Source organism: Dysgonomonas sp. Marseille-P4361, from assembly GCF_900343125.1.
GTDB lineage: Bacteria > Bacteroidota > Bacteroidia > Bacteroidales > Dysgonomonadaceae > Dysgonomonas.
On record NZ_OPYL01000002.1, the window covers coordinates 1 to 25,461 of the forward strand.

Annotated in this window: 25 protein-coding genes, 1 tRNA gene and 1 pseudogene; 15 read left to right on the plus strand and 12 right to left on the minus strand. The window is 39.6% G+C overall.

The window, feature by feature from the left end; all coding sequences use genetic code 11:
* On the minus strand, positions 1-256 hold a 256-nt coding region (locus tag DHU68_RS03780; RefSeq protein ID WP_160111090.1), incomplete at its 3' end, for an Arm DNA-binding domain-containing protein.
* A 523-nt stretch (positions 257-779) separates the two neighbouring features.
* A tRNA-Arg gene (locus tag DHU68_RS03785) sits at positions 780-851 on the minus strand.
* A gap of 91 nt (positions 852-942) precedes the next feature.
* On the opposite strand from DHU68_RS03785, the gene DHU68_RS03790 reads away from it, so the two are divergent.
* Both DHU68_RS03790 and DHU68_RS03795 read left to right on the plus strand, forming a co-directional pair.
* Positions 943-1,836 carry a retropepsin-like aspartic protease gene (locus DHU68_RS03790; RefSeq protein ID WP_160111072.1) on the plus strand — a complete coding sequence of 298 codons (894 nt, stop codon included), beginning with the start codon at positions 943-945 and terminating at the stop codon, positions 1,834-1,836.
* Positions 1,833-2,042 carry a hypothetical protein gene (locus DHU68_RS03795; RefSeq protein WP_108821658.1) on the plus strand — a complete coding sequence of 70 codons (210 nt, stop codon included), beginning with the start codon at positions 1,833-1,835 and terminating at the stop codon, positions 2,040-2,042. The genes DHU68_RS03790 and DHU68_RS03795 overlap by 4 nt, the downstream gene beginning before the upstream one ends.
* Positions 2,043-2,051: 9 nt before the next feature.
* Here DHU68_RS03795 and DHU68_RS03800 read toward each other — a convergent pair whose 3' ends face one another.
* Complete coding sequence (locus DHU68_RS03800) at positions 2,052-3,872, minus strand: LTA synthase family protein (protein WP_108821659.1); 1,821 nt, start codon at positions 3,870-3,872, stop codon at positions 2,052-2,054.
* 146 nt (positions 3,873-4,018) lie between these two features.
* Between DHU68_RS03800 and DHU68_RS03805 the strand changes: the two genes are divergently transcribed.
* Positions 4,019-4,645: a biopolymer transporter ExbD gene (locus tag DHU68_RS03805; protein ID WP_108821660.1), complete on the plus strand. Its 627-nt coding sequence runs from the start codon at positions 4,019-4,021 to the stop codon at positions 4,643-4,645.
* A 200-nt stretch (positions 4,646-4,845) separates the two neighbouring features.
* Positions 4,846-6,066 (plus strand): thioredoxin-like domain-containing protein, encoded by a 1,221-nt coding sequence (locus DHU68_RS03810; RefSeq protein ID WP_108821661.1) that lies wholly within the window; start codon positions 4,846-4,848, stop codon positions 6,064-6,066.
* 9 nt (positions 6,067-6,075) lie between these two features.
* On the opposite strand, the gene lipB is transcribed toward DHU68_RS03810, so the two are convergent.
* From lipB to DHU68_RS03825, 3 genes are read right to left on the minus strand one after another with little or no spacing between them, the layout of a single operon-like run.
* Positions 6,076-6,744, minus strand: a complete 669-nt coding sequence (lipB, locus tag DHU68_RS03815) for a lipoyl(octanoyl) transferase LipB (protein WP_108821662.1) — start codon at positions 6,742-6,744, stop codon at positions 6,076-6,078.
* A gap of 6 nt (positions 6,745-6,750) precedes the next feature.
* Complete coding sequence (ruvC, locus tag DHU68_RS03820) at positions 6,751-7,314, minus strand: crossover junction endodeoxyribonuclease RuvC (RefSeq protein ID WP_108821663.1); 564 nt, start codon at positions 7,312-7,314, stop codon at positions 6,751-6,753.
* 4 nt (positions 7,315-7,318) lie between these two features.
* Positions 7,319-7,627: a DUF4286 family protein gene (locus tag DHU68_RS03825; RefSeq protein WP_108821664.1), complete on the minus strand. Its 309-nt coding sequence runs from the start codon at positions 7,625-7,627 to the stop codon at positions 7,319-7,321.
* Between the two features lie 153 nt (positions 7,628-7,780).
* Here DHU68_RS03825 and DHU68_RS03830 point away from each other — a divergent pair, with 153 nt between their 5' ends.
* Positions 7,781-8,806 (plus strand): energy transducer TonB, encoded by a 1,026-nt coding sequence (locus DHU68_RS03830; RefSeq protein WP_108821665.1) that lies wholly within the window; start codon positions 7,781-7,783, stop codon positions 8,804-8,806.
* A 147-nt stretch (positions 8,807-8,953) separates the two neighbouring features.
* On the opposite strand, the gene DHU68_RS03835 is transcribed toward DHU68_RS03830, so the two are convergent.
* The gene (locus tag DHU68_RS03835; RefSeq protein ID WP_108821666.1) at positions 8,954-9,619 is read right to left on the minus strand and encodes an OmpA family protein; all 666 of its coding nucleotides are present in this window, start codon (positions 9,617-9,619) and stop codon (positions 8,954-8,956) included.
* A 205-nt stretch (positions 9,620-9,824) separates the two neighbouring features.
* Here DHU68_RS03835 and DHU68_RS03840 point away from each other — a divergent pair, with 205 nt between their 5' ends.
* From DHU68_RS03840 to DHU68_RS03885, 10 genes are all read left to right on the plus strand, one after another.
* Positions 9,825-11,288, plus strand: a complete 1,464-nt coding sequence (locus DHU68_RS03840) for an ATP-binding cassette domain-containing protein (RefSeq protein WP_108821667.1) — start codon at positions 9,825-9,827, stop codon at positions 11,286-11,288.
* Positions 11,289-11,374: 86 nt separating this feature from the next.
* Positions 11,375-11,926 carry a hypothetical protein gene (locus tag DHU68_RS03845; RefSeq protein ID WP_108821668.1) on the plus strand — a complete coding sequence of 184 codons (552 nt, stop codon included), beginning with the start codon at positions 11,375-11,377 and terminating at the stop codon, positions 11,924-11,926.
* On the plus strand, positions 11,926-12,828 hold the full coding sequence (gene miaA, locus DHU68_RS03850) for a tRNA (adenosine(37)-N6)-dimethylallyltransferase MiaA (RefSeq protein WP_108821669.1): 903 nt from the start codon (positions 11,926-11,928) through the stop codon (positions 12,826-12,828). The genes DHU68_RS03845 and miaA overlap by 1 nt, the downstream gene beginning before the upstream one ends.
* 79 nt (positions 12,829-12,907) lie before the next feature.
* Positions 12,908-13,402: a hypothetical protein gene (locus DHU68_RS03855; RefSeq protein WP_108821670.1), complete on the plus strand. Its 495-nt coding sequence runs from the start codon at positions 12,908-12,910 to the stop codon at positions 13,400-13,402.
* A gap of 197 nt (positions 13,403-13,599) precedes the next feature.
* Complete coding sequence (locus tag DHU68_RS03860) at positions 13,600-14,547, plus strand: type IX secretion system membrane protein PorP/SprF (protein ID WP_108821671.1); 948 nt, start codon at positions 13,600-13,602, stop codon at positions 14,545-14,547.
* A gap of 93 nt (positions 14,548-14,640) precedes the next feature.
* A complete protein-coding gene (locus DHU68_RS03865; protein WP_108821672.1) occupies positions 14,641-16,053 on the plus strand; it encodes an SUMF1/EgtB/PvdO family nonheme iron enzyme in 1,413 nt (470 codons plus the stop codon).
* Between the two features lie 7 nt (positions 16,054-16,060).
* Positions 16,061-17,101: a gliding motility protein GldN gene (gene gldN, locus DHU68_RS03870; protein ID WP_108821673.1), complete on the plus strand. Its 1,041-nt coding sequence runs from the start codon at positions 16,061-16,063 to the stop codon at positions 17,099-17,101.
* A 146-nt stretch (positions 17,102-17,247) separates the two neighbouring features.
* Complete coding sequence (locus tag DHU68_RS03875) at positions 17,248-17,610, plus strand: BlaI/MecI/CopY family transcriptional regulator (RefSeq protein ID WP_108821674.1); 363 nt, start codon at positions 17,248-17,250, stop codon at positions 17,608-17,610.
* An 11-nt stretch (positions 17,611-17,621) separates the two neighbouring features.
* The gene (locus DHU68_RS03880) at positions 17,622-19,292 is read left to right on the plus strand and encodes a M56 family metallopeptidase (protein WP_108821675.1); all 1,671 of its coding nucleotides are present in this window, start codon (positions 17,622-17,624) and stop codon (positions 19,290-19,292) included.
* Positions 19,293-19,309: 17 nt separating this feature from the next.
* Complete coding sequence (locus tag DHU68_RS03885; RefSeq protein ID WP_108821676.1) at positions 19,310-19,555, plus strand: hypothetical protein; 246 nt, start codon at positions 19,310-19,312, stop codon at positions 19,553-19,555.
* Between the two features lie 26 nt (positions 19,556-19,581).
* Here DHU68_RS03885 and DHU68_RS03890 read toward each other — a convergent pair whose 3' ends face one another.
* The 5 genes and pseudogenes from DHU68_RS03890 to DHU68_RS03910 all read right to left on the minus strand — a co-directional run bounded on the left by DHU68_RS03890 (position 19,582) and on the right by DHU68_RS03910 (position 25,427).
* On the minus strand, positions 19,582-19,992 hold the full coding sequence (locus DHU68_RS03890) for a hypothetical protein (protein WP_108821677.1): 411 nt from the start codon (positions 19,990-19,992) through the stop codon (positions 19,582-19,584).
* A 53-nt stretch (positions 19,993-20,045) separates the two neighbouring features.
* Entirely contained in the window at positions 20,046-21,320 is a 1,275-nt protein-coding gene (locus tag DHU68_RS03895) for a peptidase U32 family protein (protein ID WP_108821678.1), read from the minus strand.
* Positions 21,321-21,432: 112 nt separating this feature from the next.
* Positions 21,433-22,599, minus strand: a pseudogene (pncB, locus tag DHU68_RS03900) (nicotinate phosphoribosyltransferase); the annotation flags it as partial.
* Positions 22,600-23,114: 515 nt separating this feature from the next.
* Complete coding sequence (locus DHU68_RS03905) at positions 23,115-24,305, minus strand: anaerobic sulfatase-maturation protein (RefSeq protein ID WP_108821680.1); 1,191 nt, start codon at positions 24,303-24,305, stop codon at positions 23,115-23,117.
* Between the two features lie 9 nt (positions 24,306-24,314).
* Positions 24,315-25,427, minus strand: a complete 1,113-nt coding sequence (locus DHU68_RS03910; RefSeq protein WP_108821681.1) for a thioredoxin-like domain-containing protein — start codon at positions 25,425-25,427, stop codon at positions 24,315-24,317.
* Positions 25,428-25,461 lie beyond the last annotated feature (34 nt).

Sequence of the window (25,461 nt, forward strand, 5' to 3'; positions counted from 1 at the left end):
AGCTACTGGTAAAAGCATTGTGTTTAAAATCAGCTATTAACTGATCAATATTATTCATCTCTTTTCGTCGATGCTCATTAAGTATTTTTTTCAGGTATAAAATCTTATTCTTTAATATAGCATTGAGCTGATATAGGTAGTTTTTTCTTTCCAAGGAGAAGTTTCTCAAAACTATGCGTGAATTTTCATCATCCCATTCTTCCTGCATTAATTTTAGTCCGGTGGCAACCTGACGCGTCTGACGTTTATGATAAATTCGGAGACTGAGAAAACCTTCTTCTTTGTTTTTTTTTTGATGGTCGGAATACTATACGGATACTCATAGGTATGTTTTTTAGGTTAAAAAATAAGAGACAAAAATAGGACAAAAAAACGATGCTCTCTTAATATAAAAGAGACTTATGGATTGATCCACTTATCCTAAAATAATGTCTGTGTAGTAGTTGCAACTTTTAGAAGAATTTAGAATTCTATTTGAATGATAAGTTAAATGTTAGGATAATTTTGTAATTATTTGGTTTATATGTGTTTGATGAATGAGTAGATTTTGTATTTTAACAGTTAGATATGTTTGTTCACTATATAATACTTAACATCTTCTTTATTTGTAGTTTTCTTTTTTATAGACTAAAGTTTGCAGTATATTATCATATTCAAATATATGCGTCTGTTTTGAGATATAGGTGTAAAGACGATATATACAGGGTGTTGAGATGGTTGGTTTTTAGTTAATATCCTGTAAGTAGGGGTTCCTAGTATGCGAAAGCATTTTGTTTTTGTGACCCCGGCGGGAATCGAACCCACAGCTAAGGAACCGGAATCCTTCATTTTATCCATTAAACTACGGGGCCATAAAACTTCACAAAAGTATAAAAATATTCTTAGCTTTTGCCATTTCGTCTCTAAAACCTATCTTTGGCATCAGATGTAGCGCTATATACTATGAAAAACTCAAACATGATCTATTATAAACTTCTTCTGACAAAAAGAATATTAACGTTGCTGATATACTTTATTCCTATCCTTATTGCAGCCCAAGAGCAAGATAACGAAGGGAGAGGGGATGAAAAGCAAGAAGAAAAGTCTATTTTACTACAAGGGGGAGCTGCATATGACAACTATTATACGGTCGTACCCTACGATGATGAGAATGGCTTCCCTGTTATTACGGTAGAAATACAAGAAAAAGAATACCGCTTTATCTTCGATACGGGAGCACCAACTTGTGTAAGAGAGAGTCTTGCAGAGCTATTAAATTTAGATTTTCTTGAAAGAAGTACAATGAAAGATGCGGAAAGGAAGGTTGATAGTTCTAAGATCTTCCTTATAGACGAAATCACAATAGGAGGTATTCTCTTCAAAGGCATTCCATGTTGTACAATAAAAGACGATGTTCATTTTATAAAATGTTTAGGAATAGATGGTATTATAGGTAGTAATCAAATGAGAGAGTCTATTGTCCGCTTCTCTTCAAAAGAAAAAACAATAACTATTACTGATCAGGAAGACAAGTTGGACTTGCAGTCAAAGCTGGAATTAGGAAGTGAACTATTTCTGGATCCTATTCAGAATTCACCTTATGTATGGCTAGGAATTGAAGATAATGAAAAAGCACAAATTCAAGCCATGTTTGATAGTGGTATGAGTAGTGGTGTCTTTGATATAGCATTGAGGCACTTAGTTGAGTTTGAAGAATATGATGTTTTTTCTGACACCATCAAGCAAAGTGTCGGTAGTTTAGGCTATGGTTTTCATGGAAAATTTGAGGATACTACATTATACCGATTTAGAGTTTCACGTCTGTGGCTAAATAATAAAGATGTTTTGACAAATTGATAATTGGAGCCGTTTGGGATCAATCTTTATCGGACAAAGTAAGTGTTGGTGATAAAATATTATCTATAAATGACTTTAATCTTGAGGAACTGGATGAGTGCCAGCTTTTATTTTTCAAACTTACTTCAATAACAAAAGAAACCAATATCTTCAAGCTAAAAGACAAAGACGGGAATATCAAAGAAGTTGAGATAAAAGAAGAATAAGAAAGTTATCTACCTGCTTCCCAGATCCAGATACATCATCTGGAAAATAGCCTTAGCTTCTTTCTCCAGTTCGGGGCTGCCTTCCTGATGGATAATGCTTTGTCTATCGTTGTCGTAGGTCACAGTATCTATGCTGTCGGTCATTGAGAAACCATTTACATACGAGTAATAGGCAAATTTACGACCTTCGGGGTTGAGCATATCTTTGCTAAACTTAAAGTCGTCATGATTAACCTTTAGTTGAGACAACAACGTTGCTGCCAGATCGTTCTGCGAACCATATTCACTGATCACCGTAGAATCGTTTACTGCGCCACCTGCCCAAATCATAGGTATGCGGAAGCGTTCAGCATCACTGTTGTTCAGCCCCTGCGGGTAAGACTGGATGGCATGATCGGCTATAAATATCAGCAGTGTATTATCCCACATCGGAGTCGTTCTCAATCGTTCTACAAAATGACCTATATTCTGATCTACATAATGCACACTGTTGAGGTAAGGTTCACCGAAGGTAGTTACCGGCACGTCGAAAGGTTCGTGACTGCTTAGTGTTAGCACTGTCTTGAAGAAGGGTTGCTCTTGTCTTGTGGTAGTCAGATCATCATAAACCCGATCGAAAAGAAATTTGTCTGGAGTACCCCATTTAGTCATTCGTTCGCTCAACGGAAAATCTTTGTCAGAAACCACATGACTGATACCACAAGCCCCAACAAAGTACGAACGCATATTGGCAAAGTCGGCATCTCCTCCATAGTAGAACGAAAGATTATTGTAGCCAACATCTTTTAGCGTTTTGGTGATTGTCGGTAGGTTCTCCGTTTTTCTTGGATATTTCATAATGGCAACCGTAGGGTGTGCCGGATACCCACTCATAATGGAGACCAATCCTCTGTCGGTGCGGAAGCTGTTAGCATAAAAGTTGGTGAATGTAATCCCTTCTTTTGCCAGTTTGCACAGATTAGGAGCAATGACCGAATCATTCGCTACTTTCTCCGAAAAGCTTTCGAGGATGAATAATATAATATTTGGTTTGTCGGTTTTCAACAAACGGGGAATACTGTCAGAATAAGGTTGTCGGTTGATCTCAGCAAACAGTTTCTCGGCTTCATCTTTGTCGAAGAACTGGTATTGCGAAGCAAAGTTGTCAGACTTAAAGAAAGAGTACATCAGATTGAACTGCGGATTGATGGCAGCATGATTCAAAAACATGCGATCGCTGAAATAAACCTTACCTACATTCATTGTCGACACACTCACCCCTCCTCTGATAGGGAGGAACAAAGCGGCGGTCAATAAGGTGAGAACGATTGCTGTTGCACCAATCTTTTTAGGAACAGTAAGTTCCATTACTTGCTTGCGTATAAGGTATATGTAACCCGTTATAGCAAGTGCAGCGTAGACGATTGTTGCCACTATGCCGCCTATCATTTGCCATGCCGTAGCACTTGCAAAGGTTTCTTTCGGCTTTTGCAAGTAAAGGAACACGCTGGAGTCGAAGTGGAAGCCCCAAAACGGATAGACAACAATATCAACCACTCCTATAATGGCTATAATGGTCAGAAATAGCATAAAATATACATTGTATATACGGCAGATAACACCTCTTCTTACCCAAACGGATGCGATAAGAATCAGTGCCGGCAAGGCTGTAAGGTAAGCACTTATCGATAAGTCGAGTGGTAATCCGTGATACAATACGTCGAACACATCCTTAATGGTCAAATTTCCGTCGATAGAAGCATGAATAAGGGTAAAGGCTGTCTTCTGAACCAAGAATATCAGTACGAAATAGAAAAATATGCTAAAAAAAAGGAGTAGACGTTGTTTCATTTTTTATAGGAATAATAGAGAAAAAGCTCAATTGTAGAACAAAGATAGGGCTTTATGTAAAAAAGTAAATCTATTTTATGGAATTTCAACATACTTCTTCTCTATAAGGTAAAAGATGAAGTTTAACATTTTTAAAATTTAATAGTATGGCTAACATAAATGTAAACAACAGGGGAAACGAGAAGAAAGGGAAACCAAAAAAACAATTGTTAAGGGTTGACTTCACTCCGATGGTAGATATGAATATGTTGCTGATCACATTCTTTATGTTCTGTACAACATTGAGCATGCCACAGATAATGAAACTGGCGATGCCAACGGATGAGGGTGAACAAAAGGTGCCGCAATCCGGATCAGCCACCGTTATTCTAGGAGAAGACGACAAAATATATTTTTATGATGGTATGCCAAATTATGAAGATTATACATCGCTGAAGGTAATGAACCAGCAAGAGTTGCGTAAAGCATTGATGGACAGAAACGCTTACATCATGTCGAAACTGAAAGACCTGAGACAAGTGTATGCAAATAAGGAGATCTCGAAAGAAGAATATAATTTGCAAGTAAAAGAGATCAAGAAATCGAAAGAAGGATTTAATATTCTGATCAAGCCGACAAAAGCTTCCAGCTATCGTAACTTAGTAGATGCTCTAGACGAAATGCATATTTGCGGCATCGATAAATACTCGATTGTAGACTTGGAAGAAGCTGACGAATTCTTGATGGAAAACCTGAAAACAGAAGGAAAACTGACTGCAATGGCAGAAAAATGATAGCTTAATATTTTGATATATAGATATTTTTGCTTAATATTGATAACGATACAACACTTTAACGAATATATAACAAGGGTCCGAGACCTAAATAAACGTTTTATTGTTATACAGTTTGTCGAAAAAAGGCAGAGCACTTCTCGGAGCTCTGCCTCTTTTTGTATATCTTTATACCTATTGTTAACCCAAACTGTATTATTATGAAAAAAGCTTTTTTTCTCATCTGTCTTACTATTACATTCATTCTATTCTTTTCTTGTACTCACAAAATAGAGCCTGAATCAGCAGATTCGGTTTTACTCGAAGTCGTGTTGAAAGGTAAAAATTATGACGACCTGACTCTCGGAATAAAGGACTTCGGTCTTCCTCAGGGAATGAATAGAGTATTTTATGTGAAAGGAAAGAAGCAAAATAAAAATCATTGGGTTTTTGAGATACCTGATTCTGTGAATAATAGAGCTCTTAGTTTTAAGCTTTTACCCATACCTTTAGATGAAAAAACGAAAACGACATCAGAAATAACCTTTAGAGCTATTGTTGGAGGAGATACATTGTCGACAGAAAGTTTTATATATGATAAGAACATGAGTCTGATAGAAGCTACTTTTATAAGGCAAAGTGAATATGAACTTCCAATAGGTATTATAGATAATGAATCAGGTAGCGAAGAAGTCACTATTCAGTCAGACGAGTTCTTTGTAGATTTGAAAAACTATCCTCAAACAGAGCTGGAGGCAGCAATGCATCACATCGATTTTGGAATCTACCACAATAAAGAACTAAATAAAGATAAGTATGAAAAAGATTTAGCTAGGGTCTTAAATTTGGCTAGTAAATATTCTTATTCTAAATACTTATTAGCCCAATTAGCTTATTACAATGTAAGCTATGGAGATAAAGATGATCTTAATAGAATATATAGAACGTTTACCAACACACAAGATGAAGAAGTGAGTTTTTATAATAATATTCTAAAAAAATATTTGGAATTCAATCCTCAAAGTTTTTCATTCGAAAATGTAGAACTAGAAAATTCGCTTACGGGAAAGAAAGAGAAAATAATAGCAAATCCAGATAAATATAATTTAATTGTGTTTTCTGCATCTTGGTGTAAATGGTGTCATAAAGCTATTCCTCTATTGAAAGAAATATATGAGAAAAAACGTGAAGAAATAGATTTGATTTACATCACTATAGATGAAGAAAAATATATGGATTACTGGAGAAAGTTATTGGAAAAAGAAAGTATTCCTTGGCGAAGTCTTTCTTTGCTCTACGATGAACATGGCATTGCAAAGAATTATGGCTTATATGGAATACCTTATATGATGCTTATTAGTCCCGATGGTGAAGGGCAAATATTTAATGTATATACAGAAGAAGATAAGAAGGAATTATACAAATTATTGGAAGCTAAATAAAAGATTTACCTATTTTGCTTCTTCCCCAAACACTTCTTCAAACAGTAGCTTTGTCTCTTGTTTTACCTGTTCCATGTCCGGAGCATAGCCTAGCTCTTTCTCCATCGAGGTAACACCCTTGTCTACAAAGCCGCAAGGATTGATCAGTGAAAAGTAGTTGAGGTCGGTATTCACGTTGAGGGCAAAGCCGTGCATCGTTACAAACCGGCTGCTGCGTACACCGATAGCTGCAATCTTTCGGGTACGTCCGGGCATTGTGGTATCTATCCATACACCGGCAGCACCTTCCAAGCGTTCGGCTGTGATGCCGTATTTGGCTACCAATCGGATAATAATTTCTTCTATGTTGTGAATGTATTGGCGAAGACCTATGTTGAACGATTCGAGGTCGAAGATAGGGTAGCCTACCAACTGCCCCGGACCGTGATAAGTAACATCACCGCCGCGATCGATCTGAAAAAGAGAGACTCCACGCTGATTCAAGAAACTCTCCTGATAAAGCAGGTTTTCGGTCTTTCCGTGTTTGCCGATAGTGATCACATGCGGATGTTCGCAAAAGAGCAGGTAGTTTTCCGTCTGCTCCTTATTTGCTTTCTGAGCCAAGGATTTATCAAAAAGTTCTTCCTGATGACTCCACGCCTTTCCGTATTCTATGGTATGTAAATCTTGGTATATCATAAGGTATTATTTGCTTACTTTTCCCGGATTCTTGTTGATATAGTCTTTCCAGCTTGTGAACTTCTTTTCGTTGGCAGGATTGTTGGTCTGGAAGTAGTGGCAAACAGCCGCAGCTAGTCCGTCGGTAGCATCCATCTGTTTCGGCATGCTCTCATTCGGAATTTTCAGATAGTTCTGAAGCATATAAGCAACCTGTTCTTTTGCTGCACGTCCGTTTCCGGTGATCGACATTTTTATTTTCAGCGGGGCATATTCGAATATGGGAATATCGCGCGACAGGGCGGCAGCCATAGCCACTCCTTGTGCCCGTCCCAGTTTCAACATACTCTGCACGTTCTTGCCAAAGAAAGGAGCTTCGATAGCCAGTTCGTCGGGCAGAAATTCATCTATCAGCGTGATGATGCGTTCGAAGATGCGGCGAAGTTTGAGGTAATGGTCATCGTCCTTGTTGAGTACGAGAACACCCATCGCCATCAGTTCGGGTTTGTTGTTTACCACGCGCAACACTCCGTAACCCATCACTTGCGTTCCGGGGTCGATACCCAATATTATTCGTTCTTTTTGTAACATCGGTTTAGAGGTCTATTTCTTCCAGCAGGGTAACAAACCCCATTGCCTTGTTGCCAAATCGTTCGACCAGTTTCTCTTGCAGTTCTTGCCCTTGTGTCGAAAACCAGTGATTCAGCGTATCTACATTTTTCACCTTAAACTGTAGCGAGTAACTGCTTCCGCTTTCTTCGTGCTGAGCGTGTATGCGACAAAAGCGAGGTTCGTGCAAAAAGCCGCTACCGGCAGCCGTGCTTATGTAAGTCTCTTTCATAAAGCGGATGTAATCGTCTAGTACATCATCTTCTACATGAAAGGTGGTATTGAATATAATCATTATGCATATCTTTATTGGAAAAACAAAAATACGAAAAGTTTGCAACAGTCGGTCAATATCCGATTGAGTTAACGGTTGTTTGGTAATTCATTTATGGAAAAAACGCTCTAAAAACCTCTATTATAATAAAAGACTGAAACCTCTCTCGTTGCTATGAAAAATATGTACATAACCTTTCTTTTCCTTTTTTCTTTTGTTGCAATACCCTGTACGGGGCAAGAGAAGGAAGTTTCTTTCGTGAATTATGAAGTCATGCCTTCGTATATTGGAGGAACAGAGGCAATGTATCAGTTTATTCAGGATCGCTTCTATTTTCCTGAAGATGCACTGGAAAAAGGAATTTTTGGAAGGGTTACACTCCGCTTTGTGGTCAGTAAGACGGGAGATATAGAAGATGTAAGAGTTTTTAGAGGTATTCATCCCAATTGCGACAGTGTGAGTATAGGTATAGTAAGTTCGATGCCTAAATGGGAACCCGGTTATCAGATCAGTCAAGGGAAAAAATATTATGTACCCATAAATTACATTTTGCCTATCATCTTTTCCGAATTCAAGAAAATTGATGGAGATACGATCTATTGGAAAACCGATTTAAACTCCAATTTTATAGGTGGCAATAAATCTGTTGCTCAATATATAGAAGATGCAGTGGGTAGAAATGTCCTCGATGGAGAAGGGCTGGTGCGATTCATTGTTGCCAAAGACGGCACAGTACGTGATGCCATTGTGGTGAAAGAAACACGACCTTTTCACCAAAAAGAAGAGCTTTTAAAAACTATTAATTCCATGACAACATGGCAACCAGCTATTCGTGATGGTAAGCCTGTCGATTCCTTTGTGGTCTTACCTCTGTCGTTCGAGAAAAAAGAATTTATGTATCTGATTGATCTTCCAATGCCAACATTTCCCGGAGGCGAAGAGGCTATGTATAAGTTTGTCTATGAAAATTTTTCTTTTTCGGGCGAACAACCATTTGAGGGAGAGCGAAAAATTGTTGTGAAATTTACGGTTGACAAAGAAGGAAAAGTGAAAAATCCTCACTTGGTAAAGAGCTCAAACTCCGCTTTTGATAACGAAGTGCTGCGCGTAGTATCTCTCATGCCCGATTGGATACCGGGAAGTTTGGATGGGAAGAATGTCGACTCTGAATTTTCGTTACCTATAAGGATTCGCTTTTAGTTTGTGTAGATACTAAATGAATCCTATTGCTAAATCAATTTAATATGTCCTCCATAACAAAAGATAGCTACAAGACTTCTCCTGTAGCTATCAAACAAAAACTGTATATCTGTACTAGAAACTAGTAGAGCCTAGTTATTATATATCTTATGGGTTAATCAAGAACAATACCGCACGGTTCTTGTCATTATCCAATTGGAATGGTTGCAATCCGTCACCTTTCCAGTTAACAGTAATTCTGTGAGCTTCGATACCGTATTTCTCTTCCATTGCTTTAGCTACAGCATTCGAACGCTCTTTGGACAGACGAAGGTTGATTGTCTGGTTTCCTGTTTTCTTATCCGCATATCCGGTAGCCACAACAGTAGCAGTTGGATGTTCTCTCAGATAATTAACAGCCAGTTCGATCTTAGCCCATTCCGAAGCATCGATAACCGATTTGTTGATGCGGAAGAATACAGGGTCAGGTAAAAAGAACGGAGCTTTAGTCGGTTGCTTGATTTCTGGTTTTGGATCGATTGTTGGTTGAACTACTTCCGGAGCAGGTTCTTTTTCAACCTCAGGTTTTGCAAAAATATCCGGACAATCGAATGATTTTCTATGTTCAGCTTGTTTCGATGCACTTACATCAATCGGTTGCATACTTTGTTTAGCAATAACGATTTCTTCACCATTATTCAATGTCAACGAAACAGGTCTGCTATCTGATTTAAGCAACTCCCTTACTTCCTTAGGCGATTTCTTTTCTTGAGCATTGATAGAAAAGCTTATGAAAAGTGCGAAAAATGTAATAAGTAAAAATTTTATTTTCATAATGTAACTCTTGTGTTAAGATGGATTATACCCATAATAGTCTTGAAAGTACAAATTTATACATTATTCTCAATATTTTTCAATTTTTTCGATAAAAGATTCTTTTTTGGCTAAAATGCTTTGGCTGAAAAGGATTTTTTCGGCATCTGTAGAGTAAAAGACTTATTTATAATTCCTTATTTTTGTTTTCTATTAAATGACGCGAATGAAAAAACAGATCATCATACACCTAATAAACGGAGTTCCCCGTCACGAATATGCACAATTCAAATCCCCCGTAAACTGGCAGATTTCGTCAGGTGAACATTGGGCGGTAATAGGTGCTAATGGTAGTGGCAAAACGATATTGACCGATATGTTGCTCAATCGATACGCCTTCAAAGAGGGCGAGGTGCAATGTTTCTCCGAGAAGGGAGAGTATGTATCACCGATGTCGGTTGCCAAGAGTGTTGCTTTCAGGGATATTTACAGTATGGTAGATGCCGACAATAGTTATTACCAGCAACGTTGGAACAAAGGGAGTAAACAAGACACCCCGATGGTGAGCGACTTGGTGAACAAAGCAGACCGTCAATATTTGGAAGAACTGCTTCATTGGTTTGGTGTATCGGAGCTGATGGACAAGGAAGTAGATATGCTCTCGAGTGGCGAACTACGTAAGTTTTTGATTATACGATCGCTGTTGAGCAATCCTCGCTTGCTGGTTCTCGACAATCCCTTCATCGGGCTCGATGCTCCATCGCGTACTATGCTCAGCGACTTGTTTGTCAGCTTGTCGCAACATCGCAATCTGCAAATCGTTCTGGTGCTGTCCAATCCTAACGATATTCCCGATTTTATTACACACGTGCAGCCAGTCTGTAATAAAGAGCAACTTCCTGCCATGTCGCGTGAAGCCTTTTTTGATAATAAAGAATTGATCGACAGGTTATTTGTAAAGAATGCTTCTGTTGAGAATCTTGCAGAGTTGAAAGAAGTCAGCAATGACAATTCTTCGATCTTCGACTATGCAGCTATTTTGAAAAATATATCGGTAAGATATGGCGAACAAACCATTCTGAAAGATTTGAACTGGGAAATAAAGCACGGCGAAAAATGGGCATTACTTGGAGCCAATGGTTCGGGAAAATCCACACTGCTAAGTCTCATAGCGGGCGATAATCCGCAGGCTTATGCTAATGATATTACGCTCTTCGACCGCAAGCGCGGAACGGGTGAAAGCATTTGGGATATAAAGAAACGAATAGGCTATATCTCTCCCGAAATGCACCTTTATTATATGAAAAATGTCCGTTGTCTGGATGTCGTTGGTTCGGGTTTCTTCGATACTGTGGGTTTGTATCGTAAATGCAGTGCTGAACAAGAACGGCTTGCCCTGCAATGGATGCAGGTATTTGGTGTTTCTCATCTGAGCGAGGTTTCTTTCTTGCACGTGTCGTCGGGCGAACAACGTTTGGTCTTGCTGGCTCGTCTGTTTGTGAAGAACCCCGACCTGCTTATTCTGGACGAACCCTTGCATGGATTGGACGTGGCAAATAAGCAATTTGTGAAAAAACTAATCGAAGAATATTGCGGAGAAGACAAATCGCTCATTTATGTCACACATTACGAAGAAGAAATTCCTTCTATTATAGAAAAACGTTTACTTTTGCAGAAAATTTATGAATAACATAAGCTGAAGCTGCTATTTAGTTGTTCTGTTATGTATTTTATCAAAAAAACACTAATTTTGAATTAGAATAAAAAAAAGTTGCAATGGTATTTAGATTTTTACTTTTATCGGATGAGGTAGAAGGCTTCAAACGAGAAATTCAAATAGACTCAGACGCCACATTCCTCGATTTGCACAAGGAAATAATAAAATCGGTTGGGTTCAAAGAAGGTGAGATGACATCATTCTTCTTGTGTACCGACGATTGGGAAAAAGAACAAGAAATCACCCTTGTAGAAATGGATACAAGCTCGGATGAAGATTCGTATATCATGGAAGATTCTGTGCTGAACGATTTCTTGGAAGACGAAAGACAAAAGCTGATGTACGTGTTCGACTATATGACCGAGCGTGCTTTCTTCATGGAATTACGCGAAATCATTACAGGAAAGCATTTGGATCAGCCTGTCTGTACCAAATCGGAAGGTGTGCCACCGCCGCAATTTGTCGACTTCGACGAAGAAGCAGTAGTAGGTACAACTCTTGATGTTGGTGAAAGCTTCTACGGCGACGAAGGATACGACATGGACGAACTTGACGCAGAAGGCTTCGACGGATTGGGCGATGCTGCTCTGCCTAGCGACGAAGAATTTTAATGAAACAAGTAATAGTGCTGCTTGGTCCTACCGGGGTGGGAAAAACCGCCCTGAGTATCGACCTGGCAACATATTATAATTCTCCTATTATCTCTGCCGATTCCCGGCAATTTTTTAAAGGACTTACCATCGGTACTGCTGCGCCTACAGCAGATCAGCTTACTCGTGTGCCTCACCATTTGGTTGGGATGCTCGAGGTGGAAGACTATTACAGTGCCAGCGAGTTTGAACGCGATGCATTGAGTATTATTGCCGACTTGCACCAGACACACGATGTGGTAGTCGTATCGGGCGGATCGATGATGTATATTGATGCCCTGTGTAACGGGATTGACGATGTACCAACCATCGACGACGAGCTTCGCAAAGAGGTGTATGCGCAGTACGAACGCGAAGGATTGGAAGCGATACAAGCTCAATTGAAAATGCTCGACCCCGTTTTTTACGATCAGGTAGATCTGAAAAACTATAAGCGGGTGATTCATGCACTCGAAGTTTGCCTGATGACGGGTAAACCATACTCTTCGTTTCGTACCAATACAAAAAAACACCGCCCTTTCAATATTGTAAAAGTAGGGCTGATGCGCGAGCGTGAAGAATTGTATAGCCGTATCAATCAGCGGGTAGATGAAATGATGGCGCAAGGCTTACTGGATGAGGCTAAATTGTTCTTTGACAGACGCCATCTGAATTCGTTGAATACGGTTGGGTACAAAGAACTATTCAAATACCTCGAAGGTGAGTGGACGCTCGACTTTGCCATAGAAAAGATTAAACAGAATACTCGTATCTATTCCCGCAAGCAGATGACGTGGTTTAAGCGCGACAAGGAAATAAATTGGATAAACCTTTCGGAAGTAACCACCGAGGAAGCACAGATAAAGGTAATAAGCCTGCTCTGAATTATCTTAAATCGTTCATGTCGATTTGTTTTTTGTTGCAAAAGCTTTATATTTGAGATAAATTAAATAATAATATCATATGAAAAGAAAACTTTACAACTCTTTGGCCTTAGCTCTTGTCTCGGTTCTTGCGCTGACTGGCTTCACCGGCTGTACAAAAGAATACATTACAGAAGAATATATCACGAATAAAACAGGTGCGGATATGGCTACTTATATTTTTGAAGTAGCTAAAGATAAATGGGAATGGAACGCAGATATGAATCGTTACGAATATGCTTTCTCTTTTCCTGATTTTGACCAATATATGTTCGACGAAGGAGCTGTTCAGGGATGGGTGTATATCTGGAAAAGTTTTGGAGAGAAAGATCATAAAGTGTTAGCTCAATGTCCTTATGTGCAATCATATCCTGACGGAGATACATATACATATTCCGAAACTATTGGTTACGATCTTTATCTGACTCCTGAAAAACAAATTGTGTTTTATATACAAGCTAGCGACTTGAGTGATGTAAGCGAGTATCTTGATGATTATGATTTTAAAATAAATTTTATTTATAGAACTGAATAGAATTGATAAAGGCTACAAGATAATTTTTTTAGAATTATTTTAGAATTATTTTATAATACAAAATAGGGCAGGCATTGTAATAGATGTCTGCTTTTTTGTTGTCAGTCTTGCCGTTGTTATACAATTTCTGGCGGTTGATTGCGTTATTAATGAATAAATAGTCGTTACTTTGCACATCTTTAGTTACTTTATCACGAATGAGGTTTAAATATACACTGCTGATTTTTCTTTTTCTGATTGTTGGCTTCGGCACTGCTTACGGGCAGTGGGATGCTCAGATAAGTCAGTACTGGAAGATGAAGAATTTTTACAACCCTTCGTTCATTGCCGAAACCAGCCATGTAGAAAGTTCCCTGATTCATCGTCGCCAGTGGGTGGGTATCACCAATGCTCCGGTGACTTCCGTTGTATCTATGAATATGCCCATCTCGTTTTTGGGGAAGGATCATGGAATAGGAGCGATAATGACGACCGAAAAGGCAGGACTGTTTACCAATACATCTATACTAGGGCAATATACTTACAAGATCAAGTTTAAGAATAATAAACGCTTACATATCGGATTACAAGGAGGGATGCTCGATGTAGGCTTCGATGCAGGCGGAATATTTATCCCCGAAAGCTCCGAACACGATAAGCAAGATATAGCCATTCCCGGTGCGGCAGGCGATAAAGTAGCCGATGCAGGTTTAGGTGTGGCATGGATAACACCCGCTTACTATGTCGGACTGTCGGTAAATCACTTGTGGGAACCAAAATTTGCGTTGGACGATTCGCGCGATGCCTATATTGCCCGTACTTATTTTTTGATGGGGGGATACAATATTAAGCTTAGTAATCCGTTGATAGAATTGCAGCCTTCTGCCTTTTTCAAAACAGATGCCGTCACCTATCAGGTCGATCTTACAGCTAAGGTGGAGTACAACAAGATGTTCACAGGTGGGGTGTCTTGGAGAAAAGACGAAGGTTTTGTATTTTTGCTGGGTGTAAAAATACGCAGTATAGATGCCGGTTATTCATACGATTTGTCTACATCCGAATTGTCGAAAGTCAGTCATGGTAGCCACGAGGTATTTATACGATATAGCTTTCCGCTGGAAAAGAGAAAGGTAAGGAAGGTCAGTAAAAGCATAAGAATATTATAAAAGTGTTATATCTTTACAGGTTTATATATTAATACAAAAATTACAGACGCGATAAAAAAACAAAGTAGTCGGCTAAAGGCTAATAAGATAACTATGAAACAATTGTTTTTTGCAACGATAATTTCTTTGGTAGTGTTATTGACATCTTGCGGCAAATCGTCCGGAAGTAGTGTTGGTGGCGAACTTGTCGGAGAAAAAGGCTCTTCGTGGGCCGAACCTGCACCTCATGGAATGGTGTTGGTGTCATTAGGTTCGATAGAAATGGGACCTGCCGAGAGTGATTCATTATGGGATATTAAAGCAAATCCTAAAGGAGTGTCGGTAGATAACTTCTGGATGGACGAAACGGAGATTACCAATTCGGAATACCGTCAGTTCGTTTATTGGGTGCGCGACTCTATCCTTCGCGAACGTCTCTCTGTGATAGACGAAACTTACAAAATTACAGAAGACCGTTACGGTGACCCTATCAAACCCTATCTGGACTGGAAAAAACCGCTTCCTAAAAGACCTCTGGAAGACGAAGAAGAAATAATGAACGGCTTGACTACAGTGCATCCGATAACAGGAGAGCGTGGAATAGACCCTTCTCAGTTGAATTTCATCTACGAATGGTTCGATCATGCCGAGGCGGCAAAATTACGTTACAGACTGAATGCTCAGGAACGTACACGCAATACGGATATCACTATCGACCCCAATGAGGTGATTATGATATCGAAAGATACAGCCTACTTCAACGAAGAAGGACTGCCTGTAAACGAGACTATCGTGAGACCGCTGAGTTCCTTGTACGACTTTGTACATACCAAGATTGTAAACATCTATCCCGATACAACAGTTTGGGTAAATGACTTTAATAATGCCTTGAACGAGCCTTATATGCGAATGTATTTCTCGCACCCGGGGTATAACGATTATCCGGTGGTGGGAGTAACATGGGAGCAGGCTACGGCTTTCGCTGCATGGCGAACTAAATATTATCGCATGGGGCAGCCAAAAGGCGCACGTCCGATTGAGGATTTCCGTTTGCCTACAGAAGCAGAATATGAGTTTGCAGCCCGTAACGGACGTACCGAGAATAAATATCCGTGGGATAAAGAAGATACGATGGACGACAACGATTGCTTTATGGCAAACTTTAAGCCGGGCGAGGGAAATTATACGAAAGATGGTAATCTGATTCCTTCGAAGGTAGCTTCTTATCAGCCAAATCGTTTTGGAATATACGACTTGGCGGGTAACGTTGCCGAATGGACTTCCACAGCCTACACCGAAGCGGGAACCAAGCTGATGGATGATATTAATCCGGAGTATAAATACCATGCAGCTAAGGAAGATCCTTATGCTGTGAAGAAAAAAGTGGTAAAAGGTGGTTCGTGGAAAGATACCGGACGCAATATCAGAGGAGATATGCGCGAAGGAGAATTTCAGAATCAGCCACGTTCGTATATCGGATTTAGATGTGTGAGAAAACAAATTGGTTTTGCTAAATCTAAAAAGTAAGAAGCTAATGAAAAGAATTTATCATATATCAATATTGTTGCTTTGCGGATTATGCTGTTCTCTGATGGCGTCGGCACAGCAAGAATCTTTGCGCGACAGGCTGGCTAAGAAACAACAGCAACAACAAGGAGCTTCGGCTAATGCGGGAACTAAAGTATCGCAAGTATCGGTTCGTGCCGAGATGATGAATAGAAATCAGACAAGAGATCTTACTACTGCCACCTGGATACGTGAGGTGTATCGCGAACTAGACTTGAAGGAAGGCTCTAATGCAGCTTTGCTTTATCCTATGCAGCCGGTAGGAGGTAAGATGAATTTGTTTACCATGATATTCAAGCTGATGGCAGATGGTAACCTAGTAGGATATAAATGGAATGGAGGGCAGGAAATGTTCTCGGAAGATCAGATCGAAGACTTTGGAGAAGTGCTGAACCGTCTCGAAATCCCTTATCAGAAAAACGGAAACGCATATATCATAGATGAATATAATATCCCGGCAAACGAGATTCTCGGTTATTATCTGAAAGAAGCATGGTACTTCGATCAGGCAAATTCAGTGATGGGAGTGAAGACTATCGCTCTTTGTCCGGTACTCTCGCGTCAGGAATACTTCGATGATGAAGGTTCGGGTGCAAGTACATCGTACCGCGAGCCATTGTTTTGGATACCTTACGAAGATATTCGCCCTTATGCCACCCGTATGCCTATTATGGCATCGGACATGAACAATGTGGTGAATAAGACGATCGACGATTATTTCCAAATGCGATTGTATGATGGAAAGATCTACAAGACAACGAATATGGCAAATGCATTTTTGAACGAAAAATTCAAAACACCGGAAGAGTTGAAATATGCGCAGGACAGCATCGAAAAGCAATTGCAGCAGTTCGATGATAACCTGTGGGTAATCAACGATTCGATAAAAGAACGCTTTAGAGAAGACAGTAAGAAGAAGCAAAAGTCGAAAGGAAAGGTTTCTAAACCTAAAGCCTCTAAAGGTGGACAATCACAAGCAACTTATTCAGCCAGAGATAGGAGACAGTAGAATTTAATCTGTAAATTCTAGAGAGAAAGGCAGCCGATTAACGGTTGCCTTTTTTTATTGTTTTGTGTTAAAATTTAAAATAACTATATTTTTTAGTTGCTTAACTATAAATTATAGTTATATTTGTTTTATAGAATTTAATCATTATGAAAAAGCTGACACAAAAAGAAGAGGAGATTTTAGGTTATTTCTGGGCACATGGTCCCATGTTTGTTCGCGACCTGTTGGAATTGCAAGACGAGCCAAAGCCTCATTACAACACTCTTTCTACTATCGTTCGCACATTGGAAGAAAAAGGATATATAGGCTATAAGCAATATGGAAATACCTACCAGTATTATGCTTTGGTGTCGAAAGAGGAATATGAAAAAAGTACATTGACCTCCGTTGTCGACAGGTATTTCGGAAACTCATACACTCGTGTAGTCTCTACGTTGATAGAAGAAGAGAAGCTGTCGATAGAAGAATTGCAAGAGTTGATACATCAAATAAAGAATAAGGGTAAATAAAACACTACGCGATGGATGCCTTTCTAATCTATTCATTAAAGCTGGCTGTTTTTCTCACAGTCCTTTACATCTGTGTCAAAGCTTTCTTGTCTCGCGAAACGTTCTTTAGTTTCAATCGCTGGGTATTACTACTTGGTGTAGGAGTTTGCTTGTTGTTGCCTTTGTTGAAAGTGACAGTAAGTGAAAAACTGGCTGCTCTCTTGCCTAGCGCTCTTGTCGAAAAATATTTCGCAGAAGAGGCTCAAGAAGAAGCGATTGCAGATTCTTATGCCTACTCCGAAACAATAACTACAGAGTACATGGCAGATGTTGCAGAGACTTCGTTAGTAGATATTAGCCTTAGTCAGGTGTTGCTGATTATTTACCTTGTTGGTCTTTTTGTAAATCTGTTTCTGCTGGGTCGATCAGCTTATCTGATGTTTCGCTTAATAAGAACTAACCCCAAGCAAGATTATAAAGGATATAAATTAGTCCTGGTCAAGGATCGCATAGTGCCATTTAGTTGGGGACAGTATATTGTTATTTCTGTTAGTGATTTTAAAGACAATCCGGATGAAATTTTGACACACGAAATCGCGCATATCGCGCATCGTCACTCGTTGGATATAATTTTCATGGAATGTGTGCTGTTGTTGCAATGGTTCAATCCTGCTGCATGGCTTCTGAAAAGAGAATTGAAAGATATGCACGAATATCAGGCCGATATGAGTGTTTTAGAATCTGGTATCGATACAACCAAATATCAACTATTATTAGTGAAAAAAGCCGTTGGCGCAAGCTCCTACACTCTAGCCAACAGCTTCAATCACAGTAAAATTAAAAAGCGAATTACTATGATGTTAAAAGAAAAATCAAGCAAATGGGCACGGTTGAAGCTCTTATTGTTGCTCCCGTTAGGCGCACTCACAGTGTTTGCCTTTGCCCGTCCCGAAGCGAATGAACTAGCAAGCTCATCCGCTGATTACGAAAGTACAATTAATTTTGAAGAAAACGAAATTGTACAATCTCAGATGCAAAATGATAATTCCGAAAAGGGAATGGTGGTATACATAAATACAGAGAATAAAAGAAACCTACTTTACTATCCGATAGCCTATGATGAGGCTAAAGAAGGCGAAAAGCCAATGCATGACAAATTTGTGAAATACATGGTGGGCAATAAAGTATATACACGTGAAGGTTTTGAAGAATTGATAAAAGGGAAAATGTATTTCAAAACAGAGACAAATATAAAGTCGAAAGATAATGTTGTTCTCGAATTTCATTGTATCACTCAGAAAAGCTTGAAAACTCCTGTTTTGTGTATGGTGAAAATAGAAGATGAGACTCCATTTATCCCTCCGGCATTCACAAAGGATATGGAACCAATACTTACCTACGAAATAACAATGAGGAATAAAGATAATAAACCAAATAATTCCGAAAAGAAAATCGTTAAGTTTACTCGTGTGGGAAGTGACGGAGAGGTGCTATTTACCTATCCCGCATTTTATGACGAATCAAAAGAGGGAGAGGCTCCTAAACCGGACGATTTTGTAAAGTATGTAGTAAAAGGCAAAGAATATACCCGAAATGAGTTTGAAAAACTAGTTAATGATAAAGAATTTATCGAAAATAAAGAGGATATTAATCCCACTGAAAAGGATATTCTAGAATTTCATTGTATTACGCAAAAAGCTTGAAAACCCCAACTTGGTATATGGTGAAAATAGGAGAGGGGAAAGATTGGAGAAATGCACTAAAAGAAGGAGGTACGGGAAATAGATTAGAGTTAATGTCTCCAGCAAAGCAAGATGATGAGTCCTATGAAATGACAAGTATACCTGTTGAATCGTATCCGGTGCCAACGAAATCTGCAAAGCAATCGGGCAAGAATGATGAGCACTATGAAATGACAAGTATACCTATAACTTCTTCACCTCAAAAAGCGACAGATAAAAAATAGAGTTATTAATAAGGGGAGGCAGCCAATTAACGGTTGCCTTTTCTATTGTTATATTCATATACAGCATCCAGCCAGATCTTTCGCGGATCTTCTATGAGTTGTGAGTCGATGAAATTATTCATTTCCTCATAATTCTTCTTCATCAGCGTATAGTATTCTGCGGGAAAGCCTTGTTTTACAAAATCATCCTCCGAAATTGTCAGACAGAAGTGGTTGTTTTCAATCTTTGTATTCTCCGAAACTATTCTGTTCAATCTGTCCACAAAGGCTTTTTGTTCGGGAGTTTGCAGGCTGTCGGAGATGAGGTGGATATAGGTGAATTCCTTTTCGTCTTTTATCTCAATATCCTTCGCCCTGTCTTTGCTATTGCACGATGGTAGGAATATTGATAGGGTAACTAATATTATGAAAAACGAGCGAAGTCTGTTTTGTTTCATTTACAATCGGATTAAAATAAAAAAAGACTGCAAAAGCAGCCTTTCTTCTGTGTTTATGCTTTCTCTACAAATCGTTTCTTTTTCTCTACAGTCACCATTTTGAAGAGTTTGTCCGATGGGCGTATCTTCTCATTCACTTTGATGGAGAATTTCTCTCCTTTTACGGTCTCTTGCACCGGTTGTAGATCGACACGAATCTCTTCTACGGTCTGAAAAACTGCACCCGTAGTTGGGCCGGTGATGACGATTTCGTCACCTACTTTCAGCGTTTGACTTTCCATCAGGAATTCGGCAACACCCAGATTGGAGAAGTATTTAAGACCTTTGCCGATGTATACCTTGCGTTTTGTAGATCCCGAACCGTAATTGCTCGACCATTCACCCAAGCGTTGTCCCAGATAATAACCATCCCAGAAACCACGGTTGAAGACTGTTGCCAGACGTTCGTCCCAAGCTGCAATCTTTTCTTCGCTGAATGTGCCATCGCAATAGGCATGGATAGCTTCTTTGTAACACTCAACCACAAGACGTACATATTCCGGACCACGGGCACGACCTTCTATCTTAAATACGCGCACCCCTGCATCCATCATCTTGTTCATGAAGTGGATTGTTTTCAGGTCTTTGGGTGACATGATGTATTCGTTGTCTATCTCTAGCTCTATCTCACTATCTTTGTCTTTTACGATGTAGCCTCTACGGCAAATCTGATTGCAAGCGCCACGATTGGCAGATATATCTTTCTCGTGAAGGCTGAGGTAGCATTTACCCGAAACGGCCATGCATAAAGCACCATGAGCAAACATCTCGATGCGGATCAATTCACCGCTAGGACCTTTTATCTGTTGTTCTACTATATCGTTGTAAATAGCAGCTACCTGATCGAGGTTAAGCTCGCGAGCCAAAACAACCACATCGGCAAACTGTCCGTAAAACTTAAGCGATTCGGTATTTGTAATATTCAGCTGAGTAGAAAGGTGGACTTCTACGCCAATGCTACGTGCATACATCATCACCGCCACATCGGCAGCAATAATAGCCGATAGCTCGGCTTCTTTTGCCGCATTCACTATCTGATGCATCAACGAAATATCGTTGTCGTAAATGATCGTGTTGACCGTCAAATAGCTTTTTAGTCCGTTTTCTTTACAGATGGATGCGATGTTCTTAAGGTCGTCAATCGTAAAGTTGTTTGACGAACGGGCACGCATATTCAATCCCTCTATGCCAAAATAGATAGAGTCGGCACCACCTTGTATGGCTGCAGCCAGCGAATCGTAAGACCCTACCGGAGCCATTATCTCAAATTCTGATATAGTATGTTTCATTTTTTATTTTCCCGATCGTTGTTTAAAATCGGTGTGCAAAATTACCATTTTATAGCGAGAGCCACAAACAAAATAAATCAGTCTGAATCTTTATAGATAGAACTTATGATGTTTATTCCAAACCCAGAGTCATTTTGCTGAGCTGAATTTCGCTCACATCGCCCGTATGTTTTCCTGCAACGTCAGACAGTTTCACAGCCTTAAGAAACTCTGTATCTTTTTTATGCGCTTTAATGTCTGTCAGCTTTATTACCATATTCAGAGCTTTTACACCCACATCGTTCGAGAAGAAAGTACCTATTCCGTAGGTGTCGTGGATGCGACCGCCAATATGGTCTTTGATCGCCTTGATGGTTTCTATGTTGAGCGAGTCGCTGAATACGATTGTTTTCGAGATTGGCTCTATGCGGTTTTTTTCGTAAAACTCGATTGTTTTATCGGCAAAGCTAAGCGGATCGCCACTGTCGTGACGTACACCATCGAAAAGTTTTGCTTGCTTTAGGCTGAACGAGTTGAAGAACGAATCGGTAGTATAAGTGTCGGTAAGTGCAATCCCCAGACTGCCATCGTAGACATCTACCCACGCTTCCAGTGCTTTCATATTTGCCGAGCGATAGCCGAACAATGCGCCATGAAACATAAACCATTCGTGAGGCATAGTGCCTATCGGTGTAGTGTCGTACTTCATAGCGAGGTACATATTGCTTGTCCCTTTGAAGCAATCGCCGGCATTGGTATGCAATGCGCCTATTACAGTGTCTTGTACATCAAACGAGAAGCGGCGGCGTGTTCCAAACTCAGAGAAGTCTGCTTGCAGATCTTTCAGTGCAATAGCTTTTGCTACAGCTTTTTCTTCCACCAGTTGAGGCTCGGCACCCATCATCTTGAAGTATAGTTCAGATATAATAGCCATCAATGGCACTTCCCAAAGGATGGTTCTGTACCAATAACCTTCTATTACGACAGACAAGTCGCCTCCGTTTTGGGTGATGGTCACCTCTTCGGGGTCGTAGGTGAATCCCATTAGGAAATCGACAAAAACAGGATCGAAGAAATAGCATTTTTTCTTCATGAATTTTTTCTCCTCTTTCGTCATGCGGAGTTTAGCCATCTGATTCACTTCCTCTCGCATCCGTTCGGCAAATCCTTCGGGAAACTGTGTTCCTCCACGGTTGGTGAATGCATATTTTACATAAGCCCAAGGGTAAAGCTTTTGTATGGCAAGCATTACCGAGAACTTGTACATATCGTTGTCTGTAAAGTGTTTTATTATCATATCGTTTGTCTCTGTTTTGTATTATTTATTTAAACGTTGTTTTTTGTATTATTGTTTATTTATACGTTCATATCTTCTTTGTTTGCTTATTTTGGCATTGCTGTCTAGTTTATTTTTTATTTTGTCTTGATACAAAACGAAACAAAAAATCAAGGCTATAAGTCTCGCAGACTCACCAGCTGCTCAGATGGCTAAACAAAATAAACTTGCCCTAAGGGGCTTCGAACAGAATTTTGTTTTACGCCTCTTTCGCAGGGTGTGTTCCCTGCTGCTACTTAGATGCCGTATCCGCAATGCGACAAAACAGAATCCTTGTTAAGCGTCAGTTATCCGTGCATCTGTTTCGCAGGCGGGTACCTGACCGATGCAGGCGGATAAAAAAGCAAATGGGCGATAGCCGTGTATTTGCTTTATCCGGCAAGTCGATGACAGGTCGCCGAGGAATGCAGCACTAGCCTTTTGATTCGTTTTGGGCAATGCCAAAATGAATGTTAATCCTCCAAAAAATCAATTAAGATTTAAAGCGCTCTTTTAATCTTATCCAAGTTGCACATGATGTTTGCCGGAGGGCGTTTTGCGTCCAATTCCAGCTTCATGTAATCCATATAGGGCGCAATATGGTCAAAAAACTTGTAATATCCAGCACACAGATAATTAATTTTTTCGCCATCGGCTGTAACTGCTATCCTGTTTTTGGGACATTCGCCATTGCAGGCAAACTTATAGTTGCATTGGTGGCATTGCTGCGATAAGCCTTTCGATTTATCCATGCCAAAGTCGAGTTGCTTGGATGAATACATCATCTGTGTGAGTGTTTTTTCTCGGATGTTTCCCAATTTATATTCGGGTGAGACGAAATGATCGCAGGCATATACATCGCCGTTAAACTCCATCACTCCTGCATGTCCGCAGTTTTCGGCAAAGATGCATGTGCCGGGTTCGACCTTCATCCAGTTGGCAAGTGCGGCATCAAAATACTGGATAAAGTAATTGCCAATATCTTGTTTTACCCATTCGTTGAAAATGGCGATGAGAAAATCTCCCCATTTTTCGGGCGACACACTCCATTCGGTCACATCTCCGTTCGGATAGCGTTCGACAATGGGGGCAAACTGAATGAAATGCGAATCAATCTGTTTGAAGAAATTATAAAATTCGAGCGGATAATCGACGTTGTAATTGTTGACTACCCCCATTATGTTGTATTCTACTCCATGCTTTCGGAGCAGATCGATGCCATGTATTACTTTGCCAAAAGTAGGCTCTCCGTTATTTGCTTTGCGGTATTTGTCGTGGAAGCGTTGAGTGCCATCGATGGAAATGCCTATTAGAAAATTGTTTTCTTTAAAGAATCGGCACCACTCGTCTGTCAACAGCGTTCCGTTGGTTTGTAGCGAATTTTCTATCTGTCGTCCTCTGCCGTATCGTTGTTGCAGTGCAAGTGCTTTTTTGTAGAAACTGATATCTCGCAATAGGGGTTCTCCTCCATGCCAAGTGAATAATACGAGAGCCATGGTTTGCGACTCTAGGTATTGTACGATGAATTTCTCCAGCAGTTCGTCGCTAAGCTTATAGTTGTGCTCTTGTTTGTACAGGTTTTTTGTATCTAGGTAATAACAATAAGTACACTTGAGGTTGCAAGCAGCACCTATTGGTTTTAGCATCACATAGAGTGGTTTGGCAAAAGGGGCGATAGTGGTATTGTTCATGTTTTTGATTTAGCTGTTCCTTATCAATTTGTATAGCTTATCCTTATCTTCTTGTTTTCGTATGTCAATTTTTTCGTATGTCAAGTCAGGATATACCAAAAATGAGCTAGGTACACTGTATAGCATATATTTTTGTAAGATACCACTTTCTATATTGTAGGAGAAATAGCTTCTCCAAGGAATTTCATATTTTACCAGAATCTCATTCCATTTTTCGATGAGATCACTTCTGTCAATAGAAATATAAAGCATGTCTAGTTTGTTGGAAAGATCATTGTATACCTCCTTATAGATGGGGATGGCAGCATGGCAAGGACCACAGCCTACGGATGAAAAGATAATCAGTTTATATTTGCCGTCATCTTTGACGAAAGGTTCAATGTTTTCGGGGTTGTCACATCTAGGCAGGTCGAATACTTGAAACTTATCAGTTGACTTGAATGCTTCCATATCTTCGATATAGGAAGCCAATGCTTTCCCGTGACGCGTATTCTTAGCATCGTCGTCAAGGGTGGCCAAAAGCTTCTTTGACGTTTCTAAATCTAAACTGTAATAGAATTGTACTAGATACTTCATTATAGCAAGTGAATTCGGAGTAGATTCAATGTACTCGAATATATTCTTTGTAGCTTCTTCTATCGACACCTCATCCCTTATTAATTGAGAATATAAACTTGCCATTTTTTTTGCATTAAGGTATTCTGTGTCGGAATAATCAGAAGTAAAGAATAGAGCATTGTCTAATGTTTGAAGAAGAGAAGCTTTTACTTTGACAGGCTTCTCGTCGGAAAAAAGTAGGATATTGGAGACATTATATTTGACAATTTTAGGAGAATCTACAATAGCAATGTTTAGCCAGCCTTTTTCAGGTTGAAAACCAGACAACTCTAAAAGGGTATAATCTTTGTAGATACTGTCTGATACGTCTATTTTCCAAATGTCATTTTCTTTTTTGAAATATATTTCCTGAGCAGATTGTCCGATAAAATTAGCCTTGACAGAATCAAAAGCGACATCTCCCAATTCGAAAGACCATATTCTTTCTTTTGGGGATTCTGTACAGGAAAAGTTAATCAATAATGCCATTAGAATGGCAGATAGTAAGAAATGTGTTTTTTTCATGATGGACAATTTTTAGGTTGTTTTTCGTAAAACT

Bases quoted from the DNA above. Each gene is read 5' to 3' on its own strand.
- DHU68_RS03830 (WP_108821665.1), top strand. From the start codon at position 7,781: ATGAAAAATATGTACATAACCTTTCTTTTCCTTTTTTCTTTTGTTGCA.
- DHU68_RS03880 (WP_108821675.1), top strand. From the start codon at position 17,622: ATGGATGCCTTTCTAATCTATTCATTAAAGCTGGCTGTTTTTCTCACA.
- DHU68_RS03835 (WP_108821666.1), bottom strand. From the start codon at position 9,619: ATGAAAATAAAATTTTTACTTATTACATTTTTCGCACTTTTCATAAGC.
- DHU68_RS03885 (WP_108821676.1), top strand. From the start codon at position 19,310: ATGGTGAAAATAGGAGAGGGGAAAGATTGGAGAAATGCACTAAAAGAA.
- DHU68_RS03800 (WP_108821659.1), bottom strand. From the start codon at position 3,872: ATGAAACAACGTCTACTCCTTTTTTTTAGCATATTTTTCTATTTCGTA.
- DHU68_RS03905 (WP_108821680.1), bottom strand. From the start codon at position 24,305: ATGAACAATACCACTATCGCCCCTTTTGCCAAACCACTCTATGTGATG.
- miaA (WP_108821669.1), top strand. From the start codon at position 11,926: ATGAAACAAGTAATAGTGCTGCTTGGTCCTACCGGGGTGGGAAAAACC.
- DHU68_RS03890 (WP_108821677.1), bottom strand. From the start codon at position 19,992: ATGAAACAAAACAGACTTCGCTCGTTTTTCATAATATTAGTTACCCTA.
- lipB (WP_108821662.1), bottom strand. From the start codon at position 6,744: ATGATATACCAAGATTTACATACCATAGAATACGGAAAGGCGTGGAGT.
- DHU68_RS03855 (WP_108821670.1), top strand. From the start codon at position 12,908: ATGAAAAGAAAACTTTACAACTCTTTGGCCTTAGCTCTTGTCTCGGTT.
- gldN (WP_108821673.1), top strand. From the start codon at position 16,061: ATGAAAAGAATTTATCATATATCAATATTGTTGCTTTGCGGATTATGC.
- DHU68_RS03840 (WP_108821667.1), top strand. From the start codon at position 9,825: ATGAAAAAACAGATCATCATACACCTAATAAACGGAGTTCCCCGTCAC.
- DHU68_RS03910 (WP_108821681.1), bottom strand. From the start codon at position 25,427: ATGAAAAAAACACATTTCTTACTATCTGCCATTCTAATGGCATTATTG.
- DHU68_RS03865 (WP_108821672.1), top strand. From the start codon at position 14,641: ATGAAACAATTGTTTTTTGCAACGATAATTTCTTTGGTAGTGTTATTG.
- DHU68_RS03895 (WP_108821678.1), bottom strand. From the start codon at position 21,320: ATGAAACATACTATATCAGAATTTGAGATAATGGCTCCGGTAGGGTCT.
- DHU68_RS03810 (WP_108821661.1), top strand. From the start codon at position 4,846: ATGAAAAAAGCTTTTTTTCTCATCTGTCTTACTATTACATTCATTCTA.
- DHU68_RS03860 (WP_108821671.1), top strand. From the start codon at position 13,600: ATGAGGTTTAAATATACACTGCTGATTTTTCTTTTTCTGATTGTTGGC.
- DHU68_RS03790 (WP_160111072.1), top strand. From the start codon at position 943: ATGAAAAACTCAAACATGATCTATTATAAACTTCTTCTGACAAAAAGA.
- DHU68_RS03875 (WP_108821674.1), top strand. From the start codon at position 17,248: ATGAAAAAGCTGACACAAAAAGAAGAGGAGATTTTAGGTTATTTCTGG.
- DHU68_RS03805 (WP_108821660.1), top strand. From the start codon at position 4,019: ATGGCTAACATAAATGTAAACAACAGGGGAAACGAGAAGAAAGGGAAA.
- ruvC (WP_108821663.1), bottom strand. From the start codon at position 7,314: ATGTTACAAAAAGAACGAATAATATTGGGTATCGACCCCGGAACGCAA.
- DHU68_RS03845 (WP_108821668.1), top strand. From the start codon at position 11,375: ATGGTATTTAGATTTTTACTTTTATCGGATGAGGTAGAAGGCTTCAAA.
- DHU68_RS03825 (WP_108821664.1), bottom strand. From the start codon at position 7,627: ATGATTATATTCAATACCACCTTTCATGTAGAAGATGATGTACTAGAC.